Annotated in this window: 1 pseudogene; it reads left to right on the plus strand. The window is 53.8% G+C overall.

The features are described from left to right. Positions 1 to 73: 73 nt before the first annotated feature. A pseudogene (fusA, locus tag NE473_RS31985) lies at positions 74 to 290 on the plus strand (elongation factor G); the annotation flags it as partial.

Genomic DNA, 290 nt, shown 5'->3' on the forward strand with positions numbered 1-290 from the left:
CTGCGATCGTGGCGGGAGAGACAGAGGAGGCGGTGGACCGCGCTCTCCGCCTGATTAAGGTGGAATATGAGGAGGCGGTGCTATTCCGAAGGAATATATCCCGGCAGTCGGTGAAGGTATTGAGGAAGCTTCCAAGTGCGGTATTCTTGGCGGATTCCCTGTACTGGGTGTTCATGCAACCGTATATGACGGTTCCTAGCATGAGGTAGACTCCAGTGAAATGGCATTCCACATCGCCGGTTCCATGGCGTTCAAGGATGCGATGCACAAAGCAGGAGCTATCTTACTTG

The sequence above is a fragment of the Hungatella sp. SL.1.14 genome, assembly GCF_024460495.1.
Classification (GTDB): domain Bacteria; phylum Bacillota; class Clostridia; order Lachnospirales; family Lachnospiraceae; genus Hungatella; species Hungatella hathewayi.